The sequence below is a fragment of the Exiguobacterium algae genome (assembly GCF_018617875.1).
GTDB classification, from domain to species: Bacteria; Bacillota; Bacilli; order Exiguobacteriales; family Exiguobacteriaceae; genus Exiguobacterium; species Exiguobacterium algae.
Genome location: NZ_JACSKZ010000003.1, coordinates 18,212 through 43,232, shown reverse-complemented (window position 1 = coordinate 43,232; position 25,021 = coordinate 18,212). Strand labels below are relative to the sequence as shown.

Sequence of the window (25,021 nt, the reverse complement as noted above, 5' to 3'; positions counted from 1 at the left end):
CGTACTGAAAACCTTCAGTAACGTGCTCGGAATGGATTATAATGACCGGGACATTGATTAAACTGATTAAATTGAACGTAAAGGATTGGGTGAACGCATGAGCTTTTTAGAGCAGTTACTTCGTATTTTACCGGCTGAGCGCGTCCTTCAAGACGAGCCGTTGTCGGCACACACATATACAAAATTAGGCGGGAAGGCTGATTATTTCGTAGCCCCTCATTCGTATGAAGAAGTTCAAGCCGTCCTTGAGCTTGCGCATCGGGAAGCGATGCCATTCATGATTCTTGGTTTCGGTTCGAACTTGATTGTTCGTGACGGCGGTATCCGGGGCATTGTATTGAATTTGAACGAGTTGAACACGATTCGTCGTGAAGAAAACCGAATCATCGCACAAGCGGGCGCTGCCATTATCGATGTGTCACGTCAAGCACTCGCAGAAGAGTTATCGGGTCTTGAATTTGCATGCGGCATCCCGGGGACTGTCGGCGGTGCGGTCTATATGAACGCAGGTGCATATGGCGGGGAAACGAAAGACGTCATTACGAACGCAACGGTTCTTACACCGGAAGGCCAAGTCCTGCATCTATCGAAAGACGAGTTGGAGCTGGATTACCGGACGAGTCGTGTCTCAAAAGAGGGATTGATCGTATTAGAAGCCACGTTTGAACTCGAACCGAAAAAGTATGAAGAAATCAAAGAAGTGATGGATGATTTGACGTATAAACGTGAATCGAAACAACCACTCGAGTATCCTTCATGCGGAAGTGTCTTCAAGCGTCCCCCTGGTTACTTCGCAGGAAAACTGATCCAAGACTCCGGATTACAAGGGAAACGGATTGGCGGCGCTGAAGTATCTTTAAAACACGCCGGTTTCATCGTCAACATCGACGAGGCGACAGCGACAGAATATATTTCTTTAATTCGTCACGTACAAGCGACGGTCAAAGAGAAGTTTGAAGTCGACCTCGAGACAGAAGTGAAAATCATCGGTGAAGATATCACTGTTGAGAACGCGTAAAAACGTTCAGGCCCTAAGGCCTGAACGTTTTTTGAATAGGAGATATAAAAAGCCGGCGTGTGTGCCGGCTAGATGCTTACATTTGAAGTTGTTTCGTGACGGCCTCAGCGGCAGGAACGAATGGATAATCCAAATCGCGTGCGACCGCTTCGTATGTGACCGTTCCATCGATCACGTTCAATCCTTTTAAGAGGGCCTCGTTTTCGCGGAGTGCTGTGAAGACGCCTTTTTGAGCACATTCCACGATATATGGCATCGTTGCGTTCGTTAGGCCCATCGTGGATGTGCGAGGTACCGCCCCAGGCATGTTCGCGACGGCATAGTGTTGAACGCCGTAACGCTCATACGTAGGTGCGTCATGTGTCGTGATGTGGTCAATCGTCTCACAAATACCGCCTTGGTCGATGGCGACATCCACAATGACAGAGCCTGGCGACATGCGTTGAACCATCTCTTTTGTCACGAGTTTCGGTGCTTTCGCCCCTGGAATGAGGACAGCCCCGATGACGAGGTCACTTTCAGCGACTTGTTTCGCGATGTTGTATTTATTCGAGATCAGCGTGTGAATCGTATTTCCGAACTGATCGTCGATTTGACGAAGGCGCGCCGGACTGATATCCATGAGCGTGACATTCGCCCCTAGACCGATGGCGATTCGTGCAGCGTTCATTCCGACCACGCCACCACCGATGACGGTTACGTTCGCACGTGGCACACCTGGTAAACCAGACATGAGGATGCCTTTTCCACCGTGCGGTTTCTCAAGGATTTGAGCACCGATTTGTGCAGCCATTCGTCCAGCCACTTCACTCATTGGTGTCAAGAGTGGCAATGTTCGGTCTACTTCAACTGTTTCGTAGGCGATTGCAGTCATACCTGAGTCGACTAAAGCTTTTGTCAGCTCCGGTTCAGCCGCGAGGTGCAGGTAAGTGAAAAGCGTCAAGTCACGACGGAAGTATTGATATTCAGACGGTTGCGGTTCTTTTACCTTCAATGCAAGCTCAACTGTTCCCCAAACTTCTTTTGCCGAGTCGATCATCGTTGCGCCCGCATCGATATACTCCATATTTGTAAACCCACTACCCATCCCTGCGTCTGTTTCGACGAGGACCTCGTGACCGAGTTCAGTAAGGACAGAAGCACCCATCGGTGTCAAGGCGACCCGATTTTCATTGTTTTTAATCTCTTTTAATACCCCGATTTTCATGGAACATTCCCCTTTCATTCCGTTGACACAAATTGTTCACACCCATAGTATAGACCCATTCGAAAACGCTGTCTTTAGCATGGATTCTAAAAATGAAGACGCTCACTTTGTGAAAAAACACAAAGTGAGCGTCTAGTCATGTAATCGGTATTGACCGGCTTTAATGGCCAAGTAAATCATAGCCCGTTCCGGTAAAGATACCTGGGTAATATTCGTCAATTCTTCGATGCGTCGGATACGATAAAGGACCGTATTCGGGTGAATATGCAGGTGTGAAGCGACTCGTTTTACATTTCCATCGAAATAGAAGTACCACTCGAGCGTCGTCAGCAATTCAGTGTGGTGGGAAAGGTCATAATTTTGTATCCGTTCAACCGTCGGATGCGTCTCTAAACGTAATCCGATACGGCGGGCGAGTTCCGGAACGAGTTGATAAATCCCAATCTGCTCAAACGCCCGGGCGTGAACGAGTTCGAGCGGGAACTTTTTCCGGAGGGTGGTCACGCGTTTTGCCTCCTCGGCTGCTGCGTATAGCATGTCACTCTCAAAAAAGCGCCGGCTAATTCCGAGATACGGGGCGGAGTCGACGAACTTATCCTGAAGTAGCTGTTCAAAACGCTCTGCCCAGGATAGAAGTTCTGTCTCTTCGTCCGACAAATCCGCTTTCATATAGTGCCAAACGAGAAGTTGTTGACCGTCGATTGCATGCAAGACAATCTCGATGGCTTCTTGTGTAGCGAGCACATAATGCAGGCGCTCGGCGAGTTGCGGTGTGATGGGTTGTTGGCACTCAATCACCGTCAATCGACTGGCGACGGCAATCGGCGCCAATTCGTTTAACCGTTCTCGATTGGCGTCTGTTAGCGTTGGCGAGGCCAGGACATCCAACAGGAATCGTTCGAGTTCAGCATTGATTCGACGTTCGTGCATGGCGATGGTCATGAGCAGTTTTTTGGCGATGCTCGCGCCTTCTTGAAGAACGGTCAACTCCTGTTCTGAAAAAGGTGTCGTCCGGGCAAGGCTCCAGATATAACCGAGTACATCTTCGTTCTGCTTGATCACGATGGCAGCACGCTCTCCAAGTCCGACCGCAAGTCGAGCCGGAATGACGACCGGTTCATCGTGGTCGATCACTTCCTGTAAAATACCGCTCTCCCACAAGTCTTCAATGACCGTCTCGGGGACGCGTCGACCAATGATGGTCGCAATACGGGCCGGATCGGTCGAGTCGGGATGGGTACTGTAGGCAAGGAGCTGGTGGTGGCGATTTTCAATCGTGATCGGGGCGCGAATCGCTTGACCGATTGCTTCTGCGAGCGTGTCCAGCGACTCATATGATTTCTGCAAAAAAGGCATGTCGATTCCTCCTCTCCATGAGTATACCTTCTTCTTTGTGAAACTTCACAAAAAGATGGTGGGAGAGTGAGGAATGACATACCTATGCGGGTTAGAGAGGGAAAAAGAGACCGATGACGAGTCCCAGGAGCGCCCCGACGATGACTTGGAAAGGGGTATGCCCGACGAGTTCGTTCAATAGCGGTGTCTCATGCTTAATTCCTTTGAAATAGTCATTTAACAGCCGTGCCTGGAATCCGACTGCTTGGCGGACTCCCGTCGCATCATACATGACAATCGTCGCAAAGACGACGGCGAGAGCGAATAAGCTGGAATCAATTCCTTCGGCTCGACCGATTGCAGTGGCAAGGGCAACGACTGTCGAGGAGTGGGAGCTTGGCATCCCACCTGAGGCGAGCATGATTTCAAGTTCAAAATCTCGCGTTTTAATGAGTTCGGTCACAAGCTTGGCGGCCTGGGCGATGAACCAGGCGAGTATGGCGGCAAGTAAGGGTTCGTTAAACATGGATCAATTCACTCACTTCCTGTCTGACATGTACCTTCACTATACCCCATTCCCCGTAGCGCTAGACGTTAAGTTTTCATCAAGAAAAGGTGCCATGAACAATCAGTTCATGGCACCTTCCGGTCGATTTTTGTTACCCGACTACTCCTTCAGTTTCCTGAAGTTTCTCTGCAATGTTGTCGATGATATAACGGTTGCGTGGGTGTTCTTGACACTCCTTCGAGCATGAACGCATTTGTTTCGGCTCACACTCTTCACAACAGAAATGCTGTACATTACACTCCGGGTTTGCACAATTAACGTAACGAACCGTCTCGGTTCCACAGTGCATGCATTGTGAAACAACAGTCGGGTTCACGGTGTTAACAGGAACGTTGATGCGCTCGTCAAAGACGTATAGCTCACCATCCCAGTTTTCACCTTTCGTCGCTTCGTCTTTTCCATACATTGCGACGCCACCTTTTAAGTGGAAGATGTTGTCGTGACCTTGGTCACGCATATATGCTGTAAATTTCTCGCAACGGACGCCACCGGTACAGTACGTGAGAAGTGTTTTCCCTTCGTAGAGGTCCTTGTTCTCTTCGAGCCATTCCGGCATGTAACGTGAAGCCTCTACATCGATTTTGATCGCGTTTTTAAAGTGACCAAGTTCGTATTCGTAGTTGTTACGAACGTCGAGGATGACGACATCATCACGATTCATCATCTCTTTCCATTCTGCTGGTTCGAGGTATGCACCGTGTTGTTTCGGCACATCAAACTCGCCATCAAAGCGCCACGTCACGAGCTCTTTCTTGTGACGGACAAACATTTTCTTGAACGCATGTTCTTCCACTTCATCGATTTTGAATTCGATGTCGCTGAAGCGTGGGTCTGCCTTCAAATCATTCATATACTGCTCTGTTTGTTCCCAAGTACCCGAACATGTTCCGTTGATTCCTTCTGAAGAAATTAGGATCCGTCCTTTGAGCCCGAGCTCTTTACAATACTTGAGGTGTTCTTGCGTGAGTGTTTCTGGGTCTTCGATGTTGACATACTTGTAGTAAAGTAAGACCCGCATTGGTTTTGTTTCCATGTTTTGTTACTCCCCTGTGTTCAGTTTTTTGCAGGAAAACGAACGTTGGGTTGTGTCGTTCGACGAATGAGCTTGCCTGCAACCACAAGCCCATTATTATATGATAAATATCACAACGAAATTTCGCAAATGGTTTTTAATTTTTTTTGAAGGATGCAGGTAGATGCGTCCGACAAGCCGAATTGGGGTAGTAGAGTAGTAACGAAAGTTGAAGGTGGAACGACTATGCTCAATACACTTCAGCAATATATTCTTCAATTGATTGACTGGCTTCAAAGCTTGCCTGGAGGTCCTTGGGCCGGACTTGGCGCCCCTTTTTTAGAAGCGATTTTCCCATTTTTACCGCTCGTTTTAATTATCTCTGCGAACGCGGCGACATATGGATTTTTACTTGGTGTACTTTTGTCCTGGATTGGCAACTTGCTCGGGACAATCGTTGTCTTTGCCGCAGTTCGATATGTGTTCCGCAAACCAATGACCCGTTGGCTTGAAAAACACAAAGCAGCTGTCTACTGGTTAGAACGCATCAATCACATGAGTCCGATTTCACTTGGTTTTCTGTACTCGCTCCCGTTTATTCCGGTCAGTCTGATCACGTATTTACTGGCGCTTATCCAGATGCCTCTTCGTACCTTCATCATGGCTGCGGGATTCGGGAAACTGCTTGTCGTTTTAATTTTCTCGGTGATCGGCGATCAGTGGGAAGAATTTATTCAGAGTCCACTGCGATTATCGATGCTCGGTTTATTATTGGTTGCACTCTGGGCCATAAGTCGAGGTCTTGAGGAGATACTCAAACGACGTGCCTTCAGGAAACGGAATGAACAGCTTAAACATGAATTGACGGATAAACGTCAAACACCCCTATGAGAAGGGGTGTTTTTGGTTACGATTGTTTTTTGAAGCGCGGGAAGTTGAACAAAATGGCTAAGCCACCGAATACGAATAACAAGAACGGATAGAACATGAACGGAACGAGGTCCGGCGATGCGGTCTTCGTTAACTCTGCGGCGATGAGGAGTTGTGCCCCGTATGGGAGAATCCCTTGAACACCACATGAGAAGATATCGAGTACGCTTGCTGATTTTCTCCGTTCGATGTCATATTCGTCCGCAATGTTCGCGGCAAGCGGTCCGGCTACGAGAATCGAAATCGTGTTGTTCGCCGTTGCGACGTTCGTCGCACTGACAAGACCAGCGATACTCCACTCGGCACCGGCACGTTTTTGAATCCGTGACGTCAAGGCATCACGTAAATACGTAAGTCCACCGTTGTGGGAAATCAGCCCAACGAGTCCGCCCATGAGTAACGTCAAGAATGAGATTTCGGCCATGCCAATCATCCCATCAGCGATAGCAGTCACGAATGCTGTGACGGATAAGCTTCCGTCGAGGAGTCCGATGATTCCTGTGAGCGTGATGCCGCCAAGAAGAACGATAATGACATTTAAACCGGTCAATGCCAATCCGATAACAGCAAGATAGGGAATTAATTTATACCACTCGAATGCGGCGACATCGACGGTAGACTCTCCACTCGAGAGAACAGCGAGCAAGATTGTCGTAATCACGGCAGCCGGAAGAACGATCCAGAAGTTCGTCCGGAACTTATCGCGCATGTTCGTCCGTTGTGTTCGAACGGCCGCAATCGTTGTATCCGAGATGAACGATAAGTTATCTCCGAACATGGCGCCTCCGACGACGGCAGCTGCGGCGACCGCGACATTGACGCCGCTCTCTTCATGGATCCCGAGGGCAATCGGCGCAAGTGCCGCGATGGTTCCGGTTGATGTTCCCATTGCCATTGAGATAAAAGCGGCGATGACGAAGAGTCCGCTCAGTAGTAGCGAAGGAGGGAGTAACGTCAATGCGGCGTTAACCGTCGCATCAATGGCCCCAATCGCCTCGGCTACGTTTGAAAATGCGCCGGCTAGTAAGAAAATAAACAGCATGATGAGAATTCCCGGGTTACCGGCCCCTTGAGCGATGCGCTCAACCGTTTGTGTGGCACTGCCTTTTGTCATGAGTGCCGCGACAATCAATGCGATGATGGCTGCGACAAGTACAGGGAATTTATAAAAGTCCCCGTAATAGACACCTGCGCCGATGAAGAAGAGTAAGAAGACGAATAACGGCAAGAGTGCCCATTTGTTTGCTTTTGGTTGTTCCAACATAATCACCTCTCTAAAAATAAAAGGACCTTTTTGAAAAAGGCCCTTCACATGAATCGCCCTTTTCATCTTTCGGACATCTGTCCGCTGGATTTGGCACAGGTTCCCCGCTGCCGAGACTTCATCGGGCCAGTCCCTCCGTCTCTCTAGATAAAAAGTCGTCGTATATCGTTATCAAACACGTTCCCTAACGTACCTGTTTCAAATCAGCTTGTCAATATAAAAACTCCCAATCCATCAAGGAATCGGGAGTCATGTCGTTAAATGATCGAAATGGGCGACACGGTTGCGACCGGCATATTTTCCGCCGACATAAAGGGCGCGGTCTGCGTTTCGGATCGTGTCATCCAGACGTTTACTTCCGAATGACTGAATCGTATCGACGCCAATCGAGGCCGTGACCGGAATGTTGAGGTCATCCACTTGAAACGCCTTCGCTTCGATTTGATGCCGGATCCGTTCCGCGACTTCAATCGCCTGATGCACGTCGCAATGATTCAGTAGTAAGATAAACTCTTCTCCGCCGTACCTTGCGGCAAAGTCATCTGTTCGCAACACTTGACGGATGCGGCGGCCGAACTCCTGTAAAACCTGGTCGCCGACTTGGTGACCATGTGTGTCGTTGATTTTTTTGAAGAAATCGATGTCGAGCATGGCGACCGAAATCGGATACATCGAAACATCTGATATTTGTTGAATGCCGTATTCATAAAAAGCGCGGGCATTTGCCAATAAAGTGAGGCTGTCGGTCCGACTTTCTGTATACAAGCGATCGCGTTCATGGCAACGGCTAATCGTCCGATTAAATGACTTCAACAATTTAATGATTTCCTGTTGAATGACACGGGGATAGCCGTAAACCTGTTCACCTGTCATGACGATCCATGTGCGAATGCCGTCGTGTTCCTCAGAGCGAATGGATAGGAAACTGTGGTAATCGTCGTGAAATTCGTCCGATAGAAGCATGTCCCATTCAAAACGCATTTCATACTCCAGGACAGGTTCGAGCGGATGCGTCATTTCTAACAATCGGAAGACGGGCGGGCGCTCAATCGGTTGCCGGGATGTTAAATCGAAATACAGCGTTCGTTCGAACAGTTTGAATTCGACGTAGCCTTCATCGAAATGATTAAGTTGTTCACATTGACTTAAAAACACCTCGATGGCCTGTGCTTCACTTTGTGAGAGCGAGACCGCTTCCTTCGCTTCATCATATTGTTCAATCAAGGATTTATAGGCATCCTGTCGTCCTTTTTGAATAAGCAGGCGTTTGATGAAGAACGTTAATGCAGCCGCGATACTGCTGACGACGAGCAAGTTGGTCTCGCGGAAGAACGAGGCGGCGAGTATAAAGAAGAGACTGACGATATACGTGTAAAACGCGATGCTTAAAAAGTCGCGAAGGGAGATGTCGACGCGGAACCACCACTTCACTTGATACTTTTGAACGACCGTGTTCAATACAATCGCAATGAAGAGCCCGAGTAACGGGATGAACGAGTCCTGTGAATAAAAGTCGAGACCCGTCTCACCTCCTAAAGCAAGATAGACGACAGCAGGAATCGTGATTTCCAAAAAGGCGGTAATCGCATTCCATGGATAGGTGAAACGGAAACGCCGGAGTGCCACTTTCGGCGTCAAGTTGGCAAATTGAAAGACGAGCAATCCGATTTGGTTCACGATCAAGGCCGTCTCGAAATCGAAAAATAAAAATAAAATCAACACGATACTTTCGGAGAAGGTGAAATAGACTCCTTTTAACTCAATCGAATCGAGTTGAAAGATAATGACAAGGAGTGAAATCAAGATGAGCGACAACGGGTCGAGCGTCGGGATATGCAAGACGCCGGTGATGAACAGACCGATTGTCAAAATGAACAAGATACTCCATATACTCCAACCGAGGACGGACATTTTACGGAAATGGGTCATACGTTCCCTCCTAGCGTGGGAAATTTCAATATGTAAGGATTCGGCACGATTTCGCGTGAGTCCTGCCTATTCCCCATAATGGAGGAATTCTAGCATTGAGTCTATAAGAAATATCCTCTATAATGAAATTGCTTTTCAACCACATAGACGAACGTCGATGAAAAAGAGAGTAACGATGAATTGGTCAATAAAGCGACCTGGGGATTGGTGAGAGCCTAGGCTGACAAACATCGCGAAACGCACTTTTGAGATGCTATCCGAAATGAGAGTAGGCGTAGCCGGAGGGAACCGTTATCACCAAAAAGCGGTCTGCATCATGCAGGCAAGAAGAGTGGTACCGCGGGAATTCCCGTCTCTTTGCATCTGTGCAAAGGGCGTTTTTTTTATGAGTTGATTCAGGACAAGGAGGAAATACAGATGAGTTATGAACGCAAGTATGCAGAAGCGTTGTCACGTGTCATTGGAGAAGAGCTCACAATTGACCAACTTGAGGCGTTGATTGAGAAGCCGAAACATGAGGCACATGGAGACCTCGCATTCCCGTGCTTCCAATTGGCAAAAGCATATCGCAAAGCGCCGGTCATGATTGCCACGGACATTGCGAATGAATTGAACGACGACTTATTTACAAAAGTCGAAGCGGCGGGACCGTACGTCAACGTCTTCTTAAGTCGTGACGTCGTTTCTCAAGAAATCATCAATACCGTATTGGAAGAAAAGTCGAACTACGCGACACACGAAGCACGCAACGAGACAATCGTGACGGACTTCTCGTCACCGAACATCGCCAAGCCGTTCTCGATGGGACACCTCCGTTCGACCGTGATCGGAAATGCCATCAACCAAATCGCGCGTAAAAACGGATATGACGTCGTCGGCGTCAACCACCTCGGTGACTGGGGTACACAGTTTGGAAAATTGATGGTGGCTTACAAGAAGTGGGGCGATGAGGAAGCAGTCCGTGCTAACCCAATCGCAGAACTCTTGAAATTATACGTCCATTTCCACGAAGAGGCGAAGACACAGCCGGAGCTTGAAGATGAAGGCCGTGCCTGGTTCAAGAAACTTGAAGACGGCGACGCGGAAGCGACAGAGCTATGGCAATGGTTCCGTGACGAGTCACTGAAAGAGTTCCAAAAAGTATATGACCTCCTCGGTGTGAAATTTGAGAGCTACAACGGCGAAGCATTCTACAACGACAAGATGTCTCGCATCGTCGAGATGTTGGAAGAGAAGAATCTGCTTGTCGAAAGTGAAGGCGCGATGGTCGTTTCACTCGAAGATGAGAACTTGCCACCATGCCTCATCAAGAAAAAAGATGGTGCGACGCTTTATGCGACGCGTGACTTGGCAGCGGCAGTGTATCGCTATGAGACGTACAACTTCGTGCAGGCCAATTACGTCGTCGGTGGCGAGCAGGCGCTTCACTTCAAACAATTGTTCTCGGTCCTTCGTAAGCTTGGTTATGACTTCGTCGATGGCATGCACCACGTGCCGTTCGGCTTGATCTTGCAGGAAGGGAAGAAGATGTCGACACGTAAAGGTCGTATCGTCCTCCTCGAGGAAGTATTGAAAGAAGCGATCGAGAAAGCACAAGGCAACATCGCGCAGAAGAACCCGGATCTCGCCAATGCCGAAGACGTGGCACGTATGGTCGGTGTTGGAGCCGTCGTCTTCCACGACTTGAAAAACGAGCGCATCAACAACATCGAATTCGACCTCGACAGCATGCTCAAGTTCGAAGGGGAGACAGGACCGTATGTCCAGTACACGAATGCCCGTGCGAACTCCCTTCTTCGTAAAGGGAATTATGATGGGTCGACATTCGCTGGTGCAGACGATGACTATTCATGGGGTGTCGTGACGATGCTCAACGCATTCCCGCACGTCATCACACGTGCACACGAGCGTCGTGAGCCATCGATCATCAGCCGTTACGTGCTCGACCTCGCGCAAGCGTTCAACAAGTACTACGGACATGTCCGTGTCCTTGAAGAAAATGAAGGCAAACAATCCCGTCTCGCGCTTGTTAAAGCGGTGACGATCGTCTTAACGGAAGGACTTCGTTTGATCGGAGTTCAAGCACCGGAAGAAATGTAAGCTATACAAAAAAGGACCTCATTCGTTGAGGTCCTTTTGATTTGGCAACTTTAAAAGTCAGAGAACATTTCATAGCCGCCTGTGAAGAAATTGAGTCGAGGACGATCCATCTGATCGGGCGACATGAACAACAAATGTTTTTCATCATCATATGGGACGATTACTTTAATCAGCTGTTCCGTGTAAGGTGGAGACCCAGCTACAAATACGGTTACCTGGTGCGTCGTTGTGACTTCTATGTCTTCTTGGGCTACCGTCGCATACTCGTCAAGTATTCGTTGTACTTCATCTTGCGCAAGAAGTGAAATGGGTTTACCGCGGTCGATGACGACATAAGACTGAATCGGATTCTCGAGCCGATCGACCACATAAAGATGATCATCGGTGAAATACGCGTAGTTTTTGGGTGATTCAAAATAATCCCCTTCTACATCACCAAACTCTTCTAGAGCAAAATGACGGACAAGGTTTTGAACTTCCGACTTACTCGGAGTGGGATCGTTTGTCATGACCCACCCCCACCATCCGAAGGAAACAACAATAAGGCCCCCTGCGATCAAATACATGACTTTTTTCATGAGAGTCTCCTGAATTTTGATTGCGAATACTACTTCACACCTTCATCCGTGTCACCGTTCGGGCTTCGGTGTCATATAAACACCATTCCCGATCGAAGATGACCGCACCGACATTGATGATGTAGCGTTTCTTTTTCAATTTGAACGGTGTGCCAATTTCCCACGGAATCGAGTTTCCTTTTCGATAAATCGCAGGGATGTGGCTGTGTCCGATAAAGATGAGCGGGTATTTCCCTTTTTCAATGATCGGTTCCCAGTCTTCGTTCCACTTTACTTGATGACCGTGTAAAAATCGTGCCTCCCCAAGAGTCGTCTGTTCGGGTAACAAGGAAATCCGTGTCTTCACAGGATGGTCGATGACGAGTACTTCATCGATTCGCTCCTCCTGATTTCCACGCAGACTAGGGAAGGTCAACAGCGCCTCGTAGTTCGGGTCATACGTGACGACGTCTTCCACATGGTGAAACCGTTCGTGCCGTCGTTTCTTTCCGATGTGGCATTCGTACAAGTCGCCGAGACACAAAATGTGCTCGGTCTCATGGCGAACGGCGTCAAGGACTGCTTTTAAATCATCAAAGGAACCGTGCGGGTCACTGATAATCGCGAGTTTCATCGGAAGTTTGTGAATTGGGCGTCAACGGACAGCTCAAGCTCACGGACCATTTGCATGACCGCTTGCAAATCGTCACGTGATTTCCCTGTGACACGGACCTGGTCGTCCTGAATTTGCGATTTCACTTTCAATTTTGATTCTTTGATTGCATTGTTAATTTTTTTCGCGTCATCTTTATCGATTCCGCTCTTTAATTTCACGCGTTGACGAACGGTACCGCCGAGGGCGCCCTCCACTTTTTGATAGTCGAGGTTTTTTGTTGGGACGCCGCGCTTGATGAGCTTTGTGATCAAAACGTCTTTCAATTGCTCAAGTTTATAGTCGTCATCCGAAATGAGGACGAGGTCACCATTGTCGAGCGACATCTCACTTTTTGATCCTTTAAAGTCGTAACGGTTTAAAATCTCTTTCTCTGCGATTTGGATCGCGTTCTTCACTTCTTCAAGATTCATTTCTGACACAATATCAAAAGAATTGTCTTTTGCCATGTTTCATCCATCCTTTGTGTGGTTTTGTTATAATGATAGCAGATTTGAAGCAGTGAAGGAGTGAAGAGATGGAACGTACAATTGATCAACACACGCAAGCGCATTTAGATCACGTTGCCTATCACGGAAAAGACCTTGGGGTGACGTTTCATGGGGAGCTCATTCGACTACGCGTCTGGTCTCCTGTGGCTGAACAAATGGCGGTCAAACTTTACCGGACGGCTCGTGCCCGTAAGTTTGAGCGATTTGAGTTAGAACAGGATGAAAAAGGGACATGGGTCATCGAACTGGACCGGACATTGTTCGAAGGACAATTTTATCTGTTTGAAGCGGTTATTGAAGGGAAACGCGTTGAGTCGCTCGACCCTTATGCAAAAGTGGTTGGTGTGAACGGAAAACGGGGTTGCCTTCTCGATCCATCTTCACTCAATCCGGACTATTGGATAAAAGAGCGTCCGTTATTCGATTCTTCGCAGGAAGCGGTTATTTATGAGGCGCATGTCCGTGACTTGACGAGTCATCCGGAAAGTGGTGTCACACATCGCGGGAAGTTTTTAGGGATGACGGAAGTCGGGACGACGACGTCAAACGGTTACCCGACCGGTCTCGATTACATCACATCGCTAGGAATCACGCATCTTCAGTTGATGCCGATCTTTGATTACGGGTCGGTCAATGAATCTCGTGAGAGTGAAGACAACTACAACTGGGGTTACGACCCGGTGAACTACTTCGCCGTTGAAGGGTCATATGCCTCATCTGCCGACGATCCTGCCAGTCGAATCGTCGAGTTAAAAGCCTTGATCCAAGCGCTCCATGACCGTGGCATTCGTGTCATCATGGATGTTGTGTTTAATCATACGTACGATGCGTTGACAACACCGCTCGGGCAATTTGTACCGGACTATTATTACCGCCTGAACGAGGACGGCACGCTGGCCGACGGTTCGGCGTGCGGTAATGACACGGCTTCGGAACGGGCGATGATGCGCAAATTGATCGTTGAATGTGTCACGTATTGGGCGGAGGAATTCATGATTGATGGGTTCCGGTTTGATTTGATGGGGCTGCATGACGTCAAAACGATGAATCAGGTGCGAAAAGCACTTGATCGCATCGATCCGTCGATTCTCGTTATCGGCGAAGGTTGGGATTTAGACACGCCACTCGCTGTCCGTAAAAAAGCGAACCAGCATAATGCGCATAAAATGCCGCGGATTGCGCAGTTCAATGATGCGATTCGTGACGGTGTTCGCGGAGATGTCTTCATCGAAGATTTGCCAGGGTGGATCAGCGGTAATACGGATATGACGGCTGACGTGAAGCGGGGGATTGCTGGCGGAATCACGAGTCAAAGCTTTGCGGATGAACCGAACCAGGTGGTGAACTATGTAGAGTGTCACGATAACCTGACGCTTTGGGACAAATTGATGATCACGAATCCGGAAGATGATGAATCGACGCGTCGCCGTCGTCATCGTTTGGCAACCTCGATTGTATTGCTCAGCCAAGGGATTCCGTTCCTGCATAGCGGACAGGAATTTTTCCGGACAAAAGACGGTGATGAGAACAGTTTCAATTCGGGCGAGGTCGTCAACCGTGTGGATTGGACCCGTGCCGAACAGGAAGCACCAAGTGTGGAGTACGTAAAAGGATTGCTTCGTCTCCGGAAGCAGTATCCGTTGTTCCGTTTGGAGAACACGGAGCAGATTCGTAAACACTTACGTTTCTTCGACGAAGAAGAGGGCGTGATTGCGTTCGAACTAAGCCGTCACGTTGAAGGGTATGTGGAACGACATGTTGTCTACCATAATGCGCTCGAAGAAGCGGTGGATGTGAAGCTCCCGTCCGGTAAGTTTGAGGTAAACGTCGAGGATCATGCAGTGAACTTGACGGCGCCGCGTCTGATCGAAGATCGTCATGTGACCATTGCGCCACTTTCGACCTTTGTTGTGACGGAACGTCGACCGGACTACAGCAAATATGCGGTAGCCGGAGGTGCAGCGCTCGCTGTCCTCGGTCTCTGGTACGTGGCGAAAAAACGGAAACGCAAGTAACGGCAAATCAAAAGGAGACGTTTTTATTCCGTCTCCTTTTTTGTTTCTTCTGCTGTTTTTGATGCCTCAAGTTGCATCATTTTTTGAACGAGAATATGTTTTGGCATATGCATCAATTCCTCGAGTGGGACGTTTAACTGTTTAGAGAGCTCAACAGCTGTCTCCGGTGACAATTGTAAGGGCCGCATGGTCATTCTCCTTTCTTTTATTCACTATCGTTACCGTCAGTATACAGGAAAAGGAGAGCGGGGGAGAATGTGTTGCTTGAACACATTCAAAATCGAAAATGTCGTTCCCCGTTGCTAAGCTGAAAGTAGGAAGTGATCAAATGTACAAACAATTCGCAGACTATCAATTTCATCAGACAATCGAATGGTTAGAACGTGTTGGTGAGGGATGGATCTTATATTTGGCGCAAACAGGATTCCTGTTATTTGACGAATCGGCTCAAATTCGCTGGGAGCTGGATTGGGCCTTTGCTCCGTGTGCGCTATACATCGACCCGGGCTGTCAACGTGCCGTTGCCTGGTTTCGAGACAAACAATTATACGGGTTAATCGATTTGAAGGACGGACAAATGGAAACACATGCGATTCCGAGTCACTTTAGCGAGGACTGGTTCAGCAATTTATATGATTGGCAAGAGGATGACCTTTTTCTTTATTCTGCAGAATCAGATGTCGTGGCGTTAAATGTGGCGGACCATACGTTTCGGTATAGTCGGTACGAGGAGGTTCCGCGCTTCGGAGAAGTCATCGAACGTGCTTATCAGCGAACGTATGACTTTGAACGATTTACCCCACAGGCGTACGTCACGCTTTATGATGCGGAACAGGCTTGTTTCCGAGTCGAAAACGTAGAATCGAATGAACGCTGGACCATCCCGTTCACAGGCGACCGGGATACGGTCATCCTGGATCAAATCGGGGAAACGACAGCTGTCGCCTCGACCAATTCGTTTCAACTGTTCAAACGGGACCAGGAAATCTTTTGTTCAGATGTTTGCGCAGATTATCAGTTGTTGAAAGTGATGCTATTGGATGAACGTGGAGACCGCCTCGTTGTGTTATCGGCGCCACCGCGATTTTGTCATAGCTGGTTACAAGTATTTGAACGCCCCCGTTCCTGAACCAATCGATCGGTTCAGGATTTTTTTATGAATCGATGATGATTTAAACAGGAAACGGGAACAGTCTTGATAGACAGGGAGGAGTGAAGGTATGGAGTGGATTGGAAGGCAGTTAGTGCGTTGGCGATATGGGGTGTTGCTTGTGTGGGCACTCTTACTTGCTGGGGCGGTCTATTTTGGGCTGCAATTGCCTGGGGAGTTGAAAGGAAATGGGTTCGCCATTCAAGATGGCCGGTTTCAATCGGTTGAAGAGACATTGAACGAGCGCTTTGACCGGGCGGGTGCAACGATGATTGTGCTGTTTGAAGGCGGTGATTTGGATGGTGTGATGGAAGAACAACGTCAAAAACTAGAAGAAATACGTGACGTAAAAGGTGTCATCACCCCTGCGGAAAATCCGGAGGGACGTTCCGGCGATGTGGCTTACTTTTTACTCGAGTTTGATGATCATGAATCGGCAGAAGCATCGATTGAAGAAGTCCGGGGAGCGTTGATTCAAGATTCCGATACAGACGTGAGACTGACCGGTGAACCGGTCTTTGCGGAAGATTTGAATGAGGCTTCGAAAAATGACCTGATTCGTGCGGAATTGATCGGGATTCCGGTTGCGTTACTCGTCTTGCTAGTTGTCTTTGGGACGCCGCTCGCGGCCCTGATGCCATTGTTTGTAGGATTAATTACCTTTATTGTGGCGGCCGGGGCATTATTCTTTTTTGCGCAAAACATGGAGCTGTCGATTTTCGTGTTGAATGCCGTCGCGATGATTGCCATTGCATTAGGAATTGATTTTTCACTATTGCTCGTCAATCGATACCGGGAAGAGCTGGCGAAAGAACAAAGCCGTGAAGAAGCGATTGTCCGCACTGTCGCGACAGCCGGTCGTTCCATCCTGTTTTCCGGATTATGCGTGTTCGTTGGATTGGCCGGATTGCTGTTCATTCAAGTGGACGTATTCCAGGCAGTAGCCCTCGGTGCGTTGATTGCCGTCGCGGGAGCCGTCTTGTCGGCGCTCACACTTTTACCATCTTCTCTCTACTTGGTCGGAGATGCGCTGAATAAAGGACGATTGATCAAATCAAAAGAGGGACGTTCAGAGGAACGGTGGCAAAAGCTTGCCCGCTTTGTCATGAAACGTCCTGTCATGATGACGATTTTCGCCTTACTGCTGTTATTGCCAAGTCTTTGGTTTGTGCGAGATTTGGAGTTGAACATTCCGGACGCGGATGCCTTGCCGACATCCTATGAATCTCGAGCAGCTCTTGAGCGTTGGGATGAGTTGTTCGGCGAGAACTCCACGGACGCCGTCATCCTGTTTGAAGCGAACGATTTGACGGACCCGATGATTCTTGAGGAATTGACGGACTTGACGGCTGAACTGGAGGAAGAGTCCATAGTCAACAATGTCTCGACATTCCTGACAGTGGCGAACCTCACGCCAGAAGAATTTCGTCAGTTGCTTCAAGTTGCTCCGGACCAGCTGGAGCAATTCAATCATTTCGTCACGCTCGAAGGGAACACGGATTTGGCTCTCCTCAACGTCAGTTTCGACGTCCCACCGAGTGACAAACAAGCGCAGGCGTTCGTACGTGATTGGCGCGACCAAGGTTTTGAGATTGGAGGACCTGCAGCCTTTAACGAAGAAATCTACGAAGAGATTTACGATAGTATTCCTTTTGCTGTCGTCACCGTCATCTTGGCAACGCTCTTCATTCTCATGTGGGCGTTCCGCTCGATTTTGATTCCGATCAAAGCAATCATCATGAACGTGCTCGGACTCGGTGCCACGTTCGGTTTACTCGTTCTGATCTTTGAATCGGGTTATATCTATGACGCAGAGACGATTGGCATTTTGACGCCGGTGTTCATCTTCTCTCTCGTCTTCGGGTTGTCGATGGATTACGAGGTGTTCCTCGTGTCGCGTATCGAAGAATACTACCGGGAGACAGGAGACAATGACTATGCGACAGAGATGGGTCTCGCCAAAACGAGTAAAATCATCACGTCGGCAGCCATCATTATGATTGTCGTCACGGGAGCGTTCGCCTTCACCGGAGTCAGCCCGATCAAGCAGCTCGGTGTCGGGATCGCGCTCGCCATCTTCATCGATGCGACGATTATCCGCATCTTGTTGGTTCCTTCTTTAATGAAGCTCTTCGGGGATTGGAACTGGTGGTGGTTCGGAAAAACGAATTTACCGAAACGTAACATGCATTAAACAGATGATTCATATACTGAATCAATTCTGTGGTAAACTACGTACAAGATTACGCGCAATTTAAGAAAGGAAGGTCTTTATGGATACCGAGAGGACATGGCCTCTGTTCCAGCTTCCGGACTTCTAGCGTTGAGCGATCACAATGACGTGTATCAATCAACAATCGGAAGATCGGAGATGGAACAGATGGAACCGCAGCTACGACTGAGGATCCTCCTCTCCGTCAAGAACGGGGAGGACAATCGGAATGAAACGAGTTGCTACCATAGTGCTCGGAACGCTGATTATGGCGTTCGGTTATTGTTATTTGAATGAACAGTTTGGATTGGCAGAAGGGGGATTCGTCGGACTCGCGTTGCTCGGTCGTTATTTATTTGATTTTGACCCGGCACTTTCGATGATCTTGCTCGATTTCCCATTTTTCATCATTGCACTTTGGTGGAAAGGATGGCGTTTTGTCGGGCAGGCACTGCTTGCGGCTTCGTCATTATCGCTCAGTTATGCGATGTGGGAGAGACTCGAGTGGTTGACATTCAATGTCCAGGTCTGGCCGGCGACACTTCTTGCTGCGGTCGCAAGTGGAATCGTGACGGGATACGGACTCGGACTCGTTTTGAAGTCCGGTGGGGTGACCGGCGGAGATGACTTGTTTGCCCTTGGTTTGTCAAAGTGGACAGGCATGTCGGTCGGAACGATTTTAATCGTCTTGGATGTAGTCGTCTTAGGCGTCTCACTCATCTATTTGCCGCTAGCAAATGCGCTCTATACGCTGGTTGCGGTGTCAATCGCCGGACGTGTCGTCACCAAGATGCTTGTCGTCGATGAGCCGGAAGCGACACCTGTTATGCCAAATTGGACACCAAAAAACGATCTCGCATGAGATCGTTTTTTATATTGTCACAGCATCTCTTGCCGCATTATCTTACACTGAGAGATGAAGGAGTGAAGAAGATGAAATGGATGATTCCGAAACAGCATGGCGCCTGGTCCATGCTCATTTTACCGTTTGTTTTAGGAGGGATGGTCGGCGGATGGACGTGGGCCCACTTGCCCTTCGCAATCGCCTGGTTGTTCGTATATATGGGCACATTTTTCTTGTTTCAATACATAAAACAACGCAAAAAATCACGGGAACTTCTAAAGACGATTGTTGTCTATCTCATGATCGCCATAGTCGCGATTGCACCAGTTCTAATTTTTGAACCCCGGCTCATCGGATTCGCACTGGCGATGATGCCATTCGGACTGATCAATGCCTATTTTGCGAAACAAAAAGACGAGCGTAACCCATGGAACGATGTGAGTGCGGTCATGTCGTTTTGTATTGGTGGGATGGCCAGTTACTATTTGGGGGCACAAGAACTTACAGGAGCGATCGCCTGGGTATTTCTTTTGCCGTTCCTTTACTTCTTAGGGAGTATCTTTTATGTGAAGACGATGATTCGGGAGAAACAAAATAAAGCGTACCGGAATCTGTCCTGGGGGTATCATCTGCTTCTAGTCGCCGGATTCGTCGGCTTTGGATTTCCACTTTTGGCAATCGCCTACGCACCAAGCCTGATTCGTGCGATGGCGTTTTACGGCAAAAAGATCCCGATTATGAAAATCGGAATCTTTGAAATCGCGAACTCTGTATTTGTATTGGTTTGTCTCGGCGTGTATTTGACGTTGTAGTTCAATGACTGGAAGAGGTGCTGGCGATTACAGCGGCCGTCGTTGCGGCGGCCATCGCCTGTTGCATCGCTAGGAGATGAGCAAATGTACCGTGTAACAGTAACTCGCTCGCTTCTTCGGTAATATTTTCCGCTGCGACCAGTTGCAACGCGACTATCACGCTGTGTGTATTAAACCAACGCTGTTTTTCTTTTTCCGCTTCAACAATTTCTAGTACGGCGTGTACGTTTGCGGAACTTGGCTCTGCGACAATCGTGAGCAAGGCAAGAGACGGCAAGTGTTCCCGCTTAACTGACACACCGGCGTCCCCGAGTATTGATCGCCATTCAAGTAGACGTTCGACGGAAGCGGCCTGAGTCAATTCGCTAAAAGCGAGAAGGTGGGATACGAGTTGAAGCTCATTTGATTTCGGGAGCTCCTCTTTCAACGTTTCGTAATACGTCTCAATACGTTCGTTCAAGTCGATCGGGTCGTCAAACACTTGCACGAGGACGAGGGCGGACAGTAAATCTTCTTCGCTCGTCAGCCAAGGATGGTGTTGTTTAAACGTCTGATATAACTCGGTAGCTTCGTTGAGACACCGTTCAGGGTCATCAACGTTGATCAACTGATTTGCTAAAAATGGACGCAAGGAGCTGAAGCGAAAGTGCTTACGGTCGAGCAGTGTATCGAGCCGGAGCGCTTCGTCGATGGCAGGACCGATGTCCTCGTACTTCGCATCGAGAAACGACAGCCAGACGAGGTTGTGGTTTCCTCTAAACTTGGAGAACAGTCCTGTCTTCTGCTTTAATGTCTCCCGGGCGGAAGCGAATCGCTTTGCGCTGAACGGCGTGCGGTGGACAGCATAATGGAGTGCCATGAGCCGACGGAAATCGTCGGATAGCTCCCACTTTGTCGCAGCCTGAATTTGCTCGAGTGCCTCTAGGTATTGTGTATAACGTGTCAACATAACATGAACCTCCTTTATCTTACCTACGTATAGAAGAGTTGAATGGATTCAAAAAAGCCGCCACGGAATAAGTTCCTGGCGGCTTTTAATCATTGTACTTGAGTGTACAGTTTTTGCATGTACTCATTCACTTCGTCGGCTGCTTGGAACATCATGAATGAATGTTGCATGATGATTTCCGGTGAGAAACCGAGATCGAGGTCGAGTGTAGACGCGAGCGTGACATCACGGTCGCTGTCGAGTACACAACGGAAGTATTTGAATTCTTGGTTGAACTCGTTTAAAGCGTTAAGAATCGGTAAATCATCGACGTAGTCTGGAACATGCGTCACGGTTGCAGCATATAATTCAGCGTCTGTCGTCTTCTTGTTGAAGGCGATAATCATAACGGGTTGTGCCCCGGATTTAGTCGTTTCACGCGTCAAGAACGTGACGTGTGTTTCAGTATCGCTTTCTTTGAACGTCATGTTGCGTTCAGCAGCAAGCGCTTTGAATGATTCTACTTTTTCTTCGAAGTTCACAAGGAAATCCCCCTTAGTAAGTCGTTACTCTAACTTTCCCCCATTTGGCGCGGGAAAGCAAGGGGAACTAGCGTTTCATCAACATTTTGATGGCTTCTTCTACCGTTTCCGACGTATCTTCGCCATCTTCTTGAGCGGTGATGATACATTGCTCCAGGTTTTTTGCCACAATGATGGTCGATGCACGGTCGAGTGCTGACCGGGCGGCACTCAGCTGTGTTACGACGTCGCGGCATTCCTTCCCTTCTTCCATCATACGGATGATCGCGCGAATCTGACCCTCGACGCGTTTCATACGGTTCATTACTTTCGGATCATATTGATACTGTTCCATATCGTTCACCTCTATAGTAAAAATTAAAAAAGATTCAGTTACCCAACTATTTATTGTGTAGTCTCATCTTAATACGTGGGGGAGTATGTGTCGAGCATCAACGTTCAAAACGACTGAATCTGAAAGTTCTCCAATTCGTCAAACTTATTTCTTGCAATTAGATACCTAAGGGGGTATATTAATGACGTGGAAGCGAAATGTTCAATAAATCACAAACTTATTGAACGCCAGTAACCAAACTGAATTGAAAAAGATTTAGATGAAAAGGAAGGGTAGATATTATGAAAGCATCTGCTTTGAAACGTCAAATGGATTTTGATGTACCGGTAAATATTGTTGACGTTCGTGAACGCGACGAGTTTCAAGAAGCGCACATCGAAGGTGCAAAAAACTATCCGTTGTCTGAGATTGAATCATGGATTAATACATTGGACCCATCTGTCGAATACACTGTCATGTGTCGTTCGGGCGCACGTAGTATGCAAGCGACTTGGCAAATGGAAGCGAAAGGTTATAAAGTGGTCAATATAGATGATGGCTTGATGAGCTGGCCAGGAGAAGTTGTTAGAGGAGGAAATGAACAATGAGTAAAAAAATCGTAATCGTCGGTGGAGTAGCGGGTGGTGCATCTGCAGCAGCGCGTCTTCGTCGTTTAAATGAAGAAAACCAAATTGTCATGTTTGACCGTGGGGAATATATTTCATTCGCAAACTGTGGTCTCCCGTATTACATCGGTGATGTCATCCAAGATCGTCAAAAACTTCTCGTTCAAACGGTTGAAGGGATGAACAAACGTTTCCAACTCGATATCCGCAACTTGACGGAAGTGATTAAGATTAACCGCGAAGAAAAAACGGTTACCGTTAAACACGTCCAAACAGGCGAAACGTATGACGAGTCATATGACGTGCTCATCTTATCACCAGGAGCAAAACCGATTCGTCCGAACATTCCTGGAATTGATGAAGCAGAAGATATCTTCACACTCCGCAACATTCCGGACACAGACAAAATCCGCAGCTACGTCGATGACAAAGCACCGAAACACGCAACTGTAATCGGTGGCGGATTCATCGGAATTGAAATGGCTGAAAACTTGCGTGAGCGCGGCGTCGACGTAACCCTCGTCGAGATGGCTGACCAGGTCATGACACCGCTTGACCGCGAAATGGTCGCACCAATTCATGAGCACATGCGCCTCCATGGGGTAGAACTCCAATTGTCAGATGGTGTATCTTCATTCTCTGAGAAAGGGAAGAAAGTACATTTGACAAGTGGACGCGTCATCGACACAGATATGGTCATCATGTCAATCGGTGTCGTTCCAGAGTCGACAATCGCACGTGAGGCAGGACTGGAAACAGGATTACGCGGTGCAATCCGAGTAAACGAAAAAATGCTCACATCTGATCCGAACATCTATGCGATCGGAGATGCGGTCGAAGTACTCGACTATGTGTTCCAGGAGCCGACAGTTGTGCCGCTTGCATGGCCAGCGAACCGCCAAGGACGTCTCGTTGCAGACATCATCAACGGTCGTGACGTCAAATACAACGGTACGATGGGAACAGGGATCGCGAAAGTATTTGATATGACGGTCGCATCGACTGGCTGGAACGAAAAACGTTTGAAAGCAGCAGGTAAGACATACGAAGCGGTCCACGTACACCCGGGTTCACATGCGGGATACTACCCAGGATCGACACCGATCTCACTCAAATTGTTGTTCCACCCGACAACAGGGGAAATTTACGGAGCGCAAGGTGTTGGTATCAACGGTGTCGATAAACGAATCGATGTCCTCGCGACAGCGATGAAGGGCGGTTTGACAGTTCTTGATCTTCCGGACCTCGAGCTTAGTTACGCACCACCATTCAGCTCGGCAAAAGATCCGGTGAACATGCTTGGATACACGGCATCGAACGTCGTCTTGGGTGACAACGAAGTCGTACACTGGGATGAAATCGATGAGCTCGTGAAGAACGGCGCGACGCTTCTTGATGTTCGTGACGAGTCTGAACACGAACTTGGAAAAATCCCTGGTTCAATCAACATTCCGGTGAACGCATTACGCGAAAACTTAGAAAAACTTGATCAAAATGAAACGATTTATGTGACTTGCCAAGTCGGTCTTCGCGGTTATCTCGCATCACGTATTTTGCGTCAAAACGGATTCAAGGTGAAAAACTTGAGCGGTGGCTACAAAACGTGGTCACAGATCAACCGTGACTTCGAAGCAATCGAAGAAGGCACGAAAGCCACGAACGAAACGGCAGCAACAGTAACAGAGGAGGCACCTCAAACAATGACAAACGCACCAGTTGGCGAGCCGGTGATTTTAGACACTTGTGGTCTACAATGCCCGGGTCCGATTTTAGAAGTAAATAAAAAAGTCGCAGAGCTTGGTGAAGGTGAGTCGCTCCGAGTGCTCGCGAGTGATCCTGGATTCTTCGCGGATATCGAAGCATGGGCGAAAAAGACAGGGAACAAATTAGTTTCAAAACAATTTGTGAATGGCCGTGTTGAAGCCATCCTTCAAAAAGGACAAGGCCCTGCGGCACCACAAGCAGGCGCACCGACGACAGACGGCGCATCAATGGTCGTCTTCAGCGGAGATCTCGACCGTGCCCTTGCCTCACTCATCATTGCACAAGGTGCAGCGGCGATGGGGAAAGAAGTCACGATGTTCTTCACATTCTGGGGACTCAACGTCATCCGAAAACCGGACGCACCTGAAGTGAAGAAACAAGGTCTCGAGAAAATGTTCGGCATGATGATGCCAGGACATGCCGGAGAACTTCCGCTCTCGAACATGAACTTCGGCGGAGTCGGTCAAAAAATGATGAAGAAAGTCATGAGCGACAAAAACGTTCCTTCTGTTGAAGAAATGATCAAGTCGGCACAAGAGGCAGGCGTCAAAATGGTCGCATGTACGATGTCGATGGATGTTATGGGAATCAAAGAAGAAGAATTGATTGACGGCGTCGATCTCGGTGGTGTGGCAGCATACCTCGGAGCTGCAGACGGCGGTAACTTAAACCTCTTCATCTAAGCATAAGTATTTGAATGAGCGATCGGTCCAGGCCGGTCGCTTTTTTGT

23 protein-coding genes, 1 riboswitch and 1 other annotated feature are annotated in these 25,021 nt (G+C 48.4%); of the genes, 10 read left to right on the top strand and 13 right to left on the bottom strand.

The genetic code is table 11. The annotated features are described in order from the left end of the window. The first annotated feature begins 97 nt into the window (after positions 1–97). Complete coding sequence (gene murB, locus KNP03_RS08960; protein WP_214828456.1) at positions 98–1,018, top strand: UDP-N-acetylmuramate dehydrogenase; 921 nt, start codon at positions 98–100, stop codon at positions 1,016–1,018. Positions 1,019–1,094: 76 nt separating this feature from the next. Here murB and ald read toward each other — a convergent pair whose 3' ends face one another. From ald to trhO, 4 genes are all read right to left on the bottom strand, one after another. Beyond that, positions 1,095–2,225 carry an alanine dehydrogenase gene (gene ald / locus KNP03_RS08955; RefSeq protein ID WP_214828454.1) on the bottom strand — a complete coding sequence of 377 codons (1,131 nt, stop codon included), beginning with the start codon at positions 2,223–2,225 and terminating at the stop codon, positions 1,095–1,097. A 132-nt stretch (positions 2,226–2,357) separates the two neighbouring features. Continuing rightward, positions 2,358–3,581 carry a PucR family transcriptional regulator gene (locus KNP03_RS08950; RefSeq protein ID WP_214828452.1) on the bottom strand — a complete coding sequence of 408 codons (1,224 nt, stop codon included), beginning with the start codon at positions 3,579–3,581 and terminating at the stop codon, positions 2,358–2,360. Between the two features lie 91 nt (positions 3,582–3,672). Further along, entirely contained in the window at positions 3,673–4,086 is a 414-nt protein-coding gene (locus KNP03_RS08945) for a divergent PAP2 family protein (protein ID WP_214828450.1), read from the bottom strand. A 133-nt stretch (positions 4,087–4,219) separates the two neighbouring features. Beyond that, a complete protein-coding gene (trhO, locus tag KNP03_RS08940; RefSeq protein WP_214828448.1) occupies positions 4,220–5,161 on the bottom strand; it encodes an oxygen-dependent tRNA uridine(34) hydroxylase TrhO in 942 nt (313 codons plus the stop codon). A gap of 225 nt (positions 5,162–5,386) precedes the next feature. Between trhO and KNP03_RS08935 the strand changes: the two genes are divergently transcribed. Beyond that, positions 5,387–6,031, top strand: coding sequence for a TVP38/TMEM64 family protein (locus KNP03_RS08935; RefSeq protein WP_214828446.1), 645 nt, complete (start codon positions 5,387–5,389; stop codon positions 6,029–6,031). A 16-nt stretch (positions 6,032–6,047) separates the two neighbouring features. Here KNP03_RS08935 and KNP03_RS08930 read toward each other — a convergent pair whose 3' ends face one another. Then, a complete protein-coding gene (locus tag KNP03_RS08930) occupies positions 6,048–7,334 on the bottom strand; it encodes a Na+/H+ antiporter NhaC family protein (RefSeq protein ID WP_476702723.1) in 1,287 nt (428 codons plus the stop codon). A 59-nt stretch (positions 7,335–7,393) separates the two neighbouring features. Beyond that, positions 7,394–7,488: riboswitch (SAM riboswitch) on the bottom strand. Positions 7,489–7,583: 95 nt separating this feature from the next. Next, entirely contained in the window at positions 7,584–9,263 is a 1,680-nt protein-coding gene (locus KNP03_RS08925) for a GGDEF domain-containing protein (RefSeq protein ID WP_214828441.1), read from the bottom strand. A gap of 148 nt (positions 9,264–9,411) precedes the next feature. Beyond that, positions 9,412–9,623 (top strand) — a binding site (T-box leader). Positions 9,624–9,680: 57 nt separating this feature from the next. On the opposite strand from KNP03_RS08925, the gene argS reads away from it, so the two are divergent. Further along, positions 9,681–11,363, top strand: a complete 1,683-nt coding sequence (gene argS, locus KNP03_RS08920) for an arginine--tRNA ligase (protein ID WP_214828439.1) — start codon at positions 9,681–9,683, stop codon at positions 11,361–11,363. A 50-nt stretch (positions 11,364–11,413) separates the two neighbouring features. Here argS and KNP03_RS08915 read toward each other — a convergent pair whose 3' ends face one another. Genes KNP03_RS08915 through KNP03_RS08905 form a run of 3 tightly spaced genes read right to left on the bottom strand, consistent with a single transcriptional unit; the run spans position 11,414 to position 13,042 of the window. Further along, complete coding sequence (locus KNP03_RS08915; RefSeq protein ID WP_214828437.1) at positions 11,414–11,941, bottom strand: hypothetical protein; 528 nt, start codon at positions 11,939–11,941, stop codon at positions 11,414–11,416. A 34-nt stretch (positions 11,942–11,975) separates the two neighbouring features. Then, positions 11,976–12,554, bottom strand: a complete 579-nt coding sequence (locus tag KNP03_RS08910) for a metallophosphoesterase family protein (protein WP_214828435.1) — start codon at positions 12,552–12,554, stop codon at positions 11,976–11,978. Further along, positions 12,551–13,042, bottom strand: coding sequence for a YajQ family cyclic di-GMP-binding protein (locus KNP03_RS08905; RefSeq protein WP_214828433.1), 492 nt, complete (start codon positions 13,040–13,042; stop codon positions 12,551–12,553). Before KNP03_RS08905 ends, KNP03_RS08910 begins: the two co-directional genes overlap by 4 nt. A 68-nt stretch (positions 13,043–13,110) precedes the next feature. On the opposite strand from KNP03_RS08905, the gene pulA reads away from it, so the two are divergent. After that, positions 13,111–15,099 carry a type I pullulanase gene (gene pulA / locus KNP03_RS08900; protein WP_214828431.1) on the top strand — a complete coding sequence of 663 codons (1,989 nt, stop codon included), beginning with the start codon at positions 13,111–13,113 and terminating at the stop codon, positions 15,097–15,099. 23 nt (positions 15,100–15,122) lie between these two features. On the opposite strand, the gene KNP03_RS08895 is transcribed toward pulA, so the two are convergent. Continuing rightward, complete coding sequence (locus KNP03_RS08895; protein ID WP_214828428.1) at positions 15,123–15,287, bottom strand: YycC family protein; 165 nt, start codon at positions 15,285–15,287, stop codon at positions 15,123–15,125. A 140-nt stretch (positions 15,288–15,427) separates the two neighbouring features. On the opposite strand from KNP03_RS08895, the gene KNP03_RS08890 reads away from it, so the two are divergent. From KNP03_RS08890 to KNP03_RS08875, 4 genes are all read left to right on the top strand, one after another. Beyond that, positions 15,428–16,228, top strand: coding sequence for a hypothetical protein (locus tag KNP03_RS08890; protein ID WP_214828424.1), 801 nt, complete (start codon positions 15,428–15,430; stop codon positions 16,226–16,228). A 91-nt stretch (positions 16,229–16,319) separates the two neighbouring features. Next, complete coding sequence (locus KNP03_RS08885; protein WP_214828422.1) at positions 16,320–18,443, top strand: MMPL family transporter; 2,124 nt, start codon at positions 16,320–16,322, stop codon at positions 18,441–18,443. 247 nt (positions 18,444–18,690) lie between these two features. Continuing rightward, positions 18,691–19,323, top strand: a complete 633-nt coding sequence (locus KNP03_RS08880; protein ID WP_214828420.1) for a YitT family protein — start codon at positions 18,691–18,693, stop codon at positions 19,321–19,323. A gap of 71 nt (positions 19,324–19,394) precedes the next feature. After that, on the top strand, positions 19,395–20,117 hold the full coding sequence (locus KNP03_RS08875) for a YwiC-like family protein (RefSeq protein WP_214828418.1): 723 nt from the start codon (positions 19,395–19,397) through the stop codon (positions 20,115–20,117). A 1-nt stretch (position 20,118) separates the two neighbouring features. On the opposite strand, the gene KNP03_RS08870 is transcribed toward KNP03_RS08875, so the two are convergent. The 3 genes from KNP03_RS08870 to KNP03_RS08860 form a co-directional block, all read right to left on the bottom strand. Next, entirely contained in the window at positions 20,119–21,066 is a 948-nt protein-coding gene (locus tag KNP03_RS08870; RefSeq protein WP_240544549.1) for a DUF4003 family protein, read from the bottom strand. Positions 21,067–21,155: 89 nt separating this feature from the next. Beyond that, positions 21,156–21,587, bottom strand: a complete 432-nt coding sequence (locus KNP03_RS08865) for a type III secretion system chaperone family protein (protein ID WP_214828416.1) — start codon at positions 21,585–21,587, stop codon at positions 21,156–21,158. Positions 21,588–21,654: 67 nt separating this feature from the next. Further along, positions 21,655–21,921 carry a metal-sensitive transcriptional regulator gene (locus tag KNP03_RS08860; RefSeq protein WP_214828414.1) on the bottom strand — a complete coding sequence of 89 codons (267 nt, stop codon included), beginning with the start codon at positions 21,919–21,921 and terminating at the stop codon, positions 21,655–21,657. A 281-nt stretch (positions 21,922–22,202) separates the two neighbouring features. On the opposite strand from KNP03_RS08860, the gene KNP03_RS08855 reads away from it, so the two are divergent. Then, positions 22,203–22,508 (top strand): rhodanese-like domain-containing protein, encoded by a 306-nt coding sequence (locus KNP03_RS08855; RefSeq protein ID WP_214828412.1) that lies wholly within the window; start codon positions 22,203–22,205, stop codon positions 22,506–22,508. Next, positions 22,505–24,973 carry a CoA-disulfide reductase gene (locus KNP03_RS08850; protein WP_214828409.1) on the top strand — a complete coding sequence of 823 codons (2,469 nt, stop codon included), beginning with the start codon at positions 22,505–22,507 and terminating at the stop codon, positions 24,971–24,973. Before KNP03_RS08855 ends, KNP03_RS08850 begins: the two co-directional genes overlap by 4 nt. Positions 24,974–25,021: the final 48 nt, after the last annotated feature.